Source organism: Bacillus sp. GMs2/2, from assembly GCF_050172095.1.
Taxonomy (GTDB): Bacteria; Bacillota; Bacilli; order Bacillales; family Bacillaceae_G; genus Bacillus_A; species Bacillus_A cereus.
This window is the reverse complement of sequence record NZ_JBNLYE010000337.1, coordinates 1-4,153: the sequence shown is the minus strand read 5'-3', so window position 1 is coordinate 4,153 and position 4,153 is coordinate 1. Positions and strand designations below refer to the sequence as shown.

Below are 4,153 nucleotides of genomic sequence, written 5' to 3'. Positions count from 1 at the left end.
CGAAAAGTATACGCCTAGATTTTTATCACAATTTGATTTTAAAAGAGATATGTTAATACTTTGAAATCTAATTTATATATAATTTCTAAAAATGTTAACTAATTATACAAACGGAAATAATGGTCTCCAAAAATAAAGTACAAGAAATAGTGAGGATAATATGAAGACAGTAAATAAGGTAGTCATTGTTGGTGTATTAACAGTTGGTATAGGAGCTGGGGCTTATATGAATTTTGCCGGAAGTTCTGAACCAGTTATGACCTATAAAACATCTGAAGTACTAGAAAAACAAATCGAAAATCAGCAAAAGTTTGCTGGTGAAGTGATTCCAAATGGAATGGAGATCATTTCATTTGATCCAACAAAAGGTACGAATGAACTAGCTGTTAAAAAAGGCGATGAAGTAAAGAAAGGACAGCTTCTGTTTAAATACAATGATCCAACTGTTAAACAAGGTGTAACAGAAGTGGAAATGCAAAAGAAAATTGCACAAAAAGAAGTAACATTACAACAAAAACAAATTGATGCAGCAAAACAAAAGCTACAAAAAGATAAAAATGCTGGTCTTCCTGCAGAAGCAGTAAAAGCGTCAGAGATTGAAATTCAACAATTAGAATCACAGCTTGAAATGAAGAAGTTTGAAGTAGAAAAAGCGGATGAAATGATTAAAGTAGCAAAAGAGAAAGTAAACACACTTTCTGTTATGAGTCCTGCTGACGGTGTAATTGATGATATTATTACAGCTTCTAATGAAAGAAACGGTATGAGCGGAATTACACTGCGCCATGCAGGTCCATTTAAAGTAGCAGGTCAAATGTCTGAATTTGAACTTGCTAATGTAAAAATTGGACAAGAAATAACAGTTTCATCAAAAACTGTAGCGGGTAAAACATGGACAGGAAAAGTAACAGAAATTGGTTCTACACCATTAAAAAGTATGGATGAAAACAAAACAGTTTCTAGTTATCCATTTACTGTGACGTTAGACAATAGTGAAGGCTTACAAAATGGTTTCCACGTATACGTAGAAACTAAATCAGGCGAAGCAAAGGGTACAGTCATTCCAAAGACCAGTATTTTAAAAAAAGGTGATAAAAACGTTGTCTTTGTTGTAAAAGACGGAAAAGCAAAAGAACAAGTTGTTACGGTTGAATTTGAAACAAGTAATGAAGCAAAAATTTCCGGAGTGAAAAAAGGAGAAAAAATTATCTCTAGACCTACTGTAAATCTAAAAGATGGTATGGAGGTTGCCACGCAATGATTAATTTACAAGGCATTACAAAATCTTTTCAAAATGGTGAAGAATCCATTCAAATATTGCACGGAATTGATGTAACGCTAAATCAGGGAGATTTCACTTCTATCATGGGGCCTTCTGGTTCTGGTAAATCAACATTAATGAATATTATTGGGTGTTTAGATAAGCCTACGACAGGTTCCTATGAATTAGCTGGACAAAATATTTCAAACATGTCTGAAACCGAGCTTGCGCATGTTCGTAATAAGGAGATTGGATTCGTATTTCAAAACTTCATGTTACTGCCACGACTTACAGCGTTGCAAAACATTGAATTACCACTTATTTATGCGGGAGTCGATAAAAAGGAAAGACAAGAGCGTTCATTAGCAGCCTTAACAAAAGTTGGTTTAGCTGATCGCGATACCCACTTTCCAAATGAATTGTCAGGTGGACAAAAACAACGCGTTGCAGTTGCACGCGCAATTGTAAATAACCCGAAATTTATTTTGGCAGATGAACCAACAGGTGCACTAGATACGAAAACAAGTGAACAAATTGTAAATCTATTTTATGAATTAAACAAGCAAGGTTCAACGATTATTATGATTACTCACGATCGTGAAATCGGGGAAGCCGCAGCACGTCAAATCGTTATTCGTGACGGAAACATTGTTCAGGATTGGAGAGAATAAAATTGAATATACATGAAAATATACGTATGGCTATCTCTTCTATCTTTGCCCATAAAATGAGATCTATTTTAACGATGCTGGGAATTATTATTGGAATCAGTGCGATTATTACAATTCTCGCAACGGGGGATGGAAATACTGCAAAGATGCAAAAAGAGATTGAAGAGAGCCGCCATATGGATGAAATTAATATAGAGTATATCAACCCAGATTTTCCGCTGGAAATAGCGAAGATTACACCAGATATGGTAAAGCAATTAGAAGTAATACCAGGTGTAAAGGATGTGTACCCACATGTGAATATGGACGTAAAAGCATATGTAGGTTCAAAAGAAGCTTCTCTTAATTTAAATGTGGGAACAGGTAATTTTATGCAGGATCACAAACTACGAATGATACATGGGCGTGAGTTAACAGAGACTGAGCTGGAAAAACCAATTCCTGTTTTGATTATCAGTGAAGCTCTATTTAAAAAACTATATGATACATGGGAAAATGATTTATATATAGATATAAAAGGAAAACCATATAATATTGTCGGGGTGTACAAATATGATAATATATGGCAATCAAATGTGTATGCAGGATATACCTCGGTTGACAATGCACCGTTGATCTCAGGTGTTGAGGAATATAATGCAGTGACCATTAAGTTATCTTCTTCTAGCGAGCGAGAAATTGTAGGGAAACAAGCTGTATCTGTATTAAATGGATTGAAACCACCAGAATTTGAGCATCTATTTACAGTAGAGGATGAGACAAAAAACGATTTGGTCGTAGAAGAATCATTAGATACGATGAAAATGGTATTCACTGGTGTTGCTGGAATCTCTTTAATCGTAGGTGGTATTGGTGTGATGAATATCATGCTTGTATCTGTTACAGAGCGTACACGTGAAATAGGTGTTCGAAAAGCACTTGGTGCAACGAGAAGGGAAATATTAATGCAATTTCTTATTGAAGCTTGTATTTTAACAGCATTAGGTGGAGTAATTGGTTTTGTGTTAGGTATTTTCTTTGCTTGGGTATCGGCAATCGTAGGTGGATGGCCACTTGTTATTTCAGTAAATCTAGGTCTACTATCTGTTGGAATATCTATATTGATTGGCATTGTCTCTGGTATACTTCCAGCAAATAAAGCAGCTAAACTAGACCCAATTGATTGTCTACGATATGAATAATAGTTGTAGGTGAAAGATAAGATATTCTAGAAAAGAGTAAATACCTATATGGGTATTTACTCTTTTTGGAAATAAGGATTTTCATGGTATAAGCAAAAATCTAAACAATCTTAACTCTAATTTTATATAGATTTCTTGGCTGTAAATACTAAGAGGAGAGAGGAATATAAAATGAAAACAGTGCTAGAAGCAAAAAATATTAAAAAAGTATATGACACAGGTGGAAATACATTTGAAGCGTTAAAAGGGATTAACTTACAAGTACAAGAAGGAGAATTTGTTGGGATTATGGGCCCTTCTGGTTCAGGTAAGACAACTCTATTAAATGTTCTTTCAACAATTGATCATGTGACGAGTGGTGAGATTTTAATAGATGGAAAAGATATTGTAAAAATGAGTGATGATACGTTGGCATTATTTCGGCGCAATCATTTAGGTTTTATTTTTCAAGATTATAACTTATTAGATACGTTAACGGTCAAAGAAAATATCGCATTGCCTCTCGCTTTATCAAAGGTGAAGGTTAGTGAAATTGATCGGCTTGTTCTTGAAATCTCTAAGAAGTTTGGCATGGATCATATCTTAAGTCAATACCCATATCAAGTATCTGGGGGACAGAAACAACGCTGCGCAGCATCACGTGCCATGGTTACGAATCCGAGTATGATTTTTGGGGATGAGCCAACTGGGGCGCTTGACTCTAAATCAGCAACGGATTTATTAGAAAGTATGAAGTCATTAAATGAATATGATAACTCAACCATATTAATGGTAACGCATGATGCGTTTGCGGCAAGTTATTGTAAACGAGTGATTATGATTAAAGATGGTGAATTATATAAAGAATTACACCGTGGAGAATTAACACGTAAGCAATTCTTCCAACAAGTCATTGATGTAATGTCTTCCATTTCTGAAGATAAGGCTGATGATCTTATCTAATATGGCCATTTATAACATAATGTGTGATTAAAACAATGTATATTTTGTAGAAATAGTTTTTAGGAGGTTAAAATAAATGACTTTAATTGAAATCGTTC

Annotated in this window: 4 protein-coding genes; all 4 read left to right on the top strand. The window is 34.6% G+C overall.

From position 1 onward, the window contains the following. The first annotated feature begins 160 nt into the window (after positions 1-160). The 4 genes from ACQGS6_RS23750 to ACQGS6_RS23735 all read left to right on the top strand — a co-directional run bounded on the left by ACQGS6_RS23750 (position 161) and on the right by ACQGS6_RS23735 (position 4,055). Complete coding sequence (locus ACQGS6_RS23750) at positions 161-1,261, top strand: efflux RND transporter periplasmic adaptor subunit (RefSeq protein ID WP_000859793.1); 1,101 nt, start codon at positions 161-163, stop codon at positions 1,259-1,261. After that, positions 1,258-1,932: an ABC transporter ATP-binding protein gene (locus ACQGS6_RS23745; RefSeq protein WP_000609181.1), complete on the top strand. Its 675-nt coding sequence runs from the start codon at positions 1,258-1,260 to the stop codon at positions 1,930-1,932. Before ACQGS6_RS23750 ends, ACQGS6_RS23745 begins: the two co-directional genes overlap by 4 nt. A 2-nt stretch (positions 1,933-1,934) precedes the next feature. Then, on the top strand, positions 1,935-3,113 hold the full coding sequence (locus tag ACQGS6_RS23740) for an ABC transporter permease (RefSeq protein WP_001020777.1): 1,179 nt from the start codon (positions 1,935-1,937) through the stop codon (positions 3,111-3,113). A gap of 171 nt (positions 3,114-3,284) precedes the next feature. After that, a complete protein-coding gene (locus tag ACQGS6_RS23735) occupies positions 3,285-4,055 on the top strand; it encodes an ABC transporter ATP-binding protein (protein ID WP_000859668.1) in 771 nt (256 codons plus the stop codon). Positions 4,056-4,153: the final 98 nt, after the last annotated feature.

Bases quoted from the DNA above. Each gene is read 5' to 3' on its own strand.
- ACQGS6_RS23745 (WP_000609181.1), top strand. From the start codon at position 1,258: ATGATTAATTTACAAGGCATTACAAAATCTTTTCAAAATGGTGAAGAA.
- ACQGS6_RS23735 (WP_000859668.1), top strand. From the start codon at position 3,285: ATGAAAACAGTGCTAGAAGCAAAAAATATTAAAAAAGTATATGACACA.
- ACQGS6_RS23750 (WP_000859793.1), top strand. From the start codon at position 161: ATGAAGACAGTAAATAAGGTAGTCATTGTTGGTGTATTAACAGTTGGT.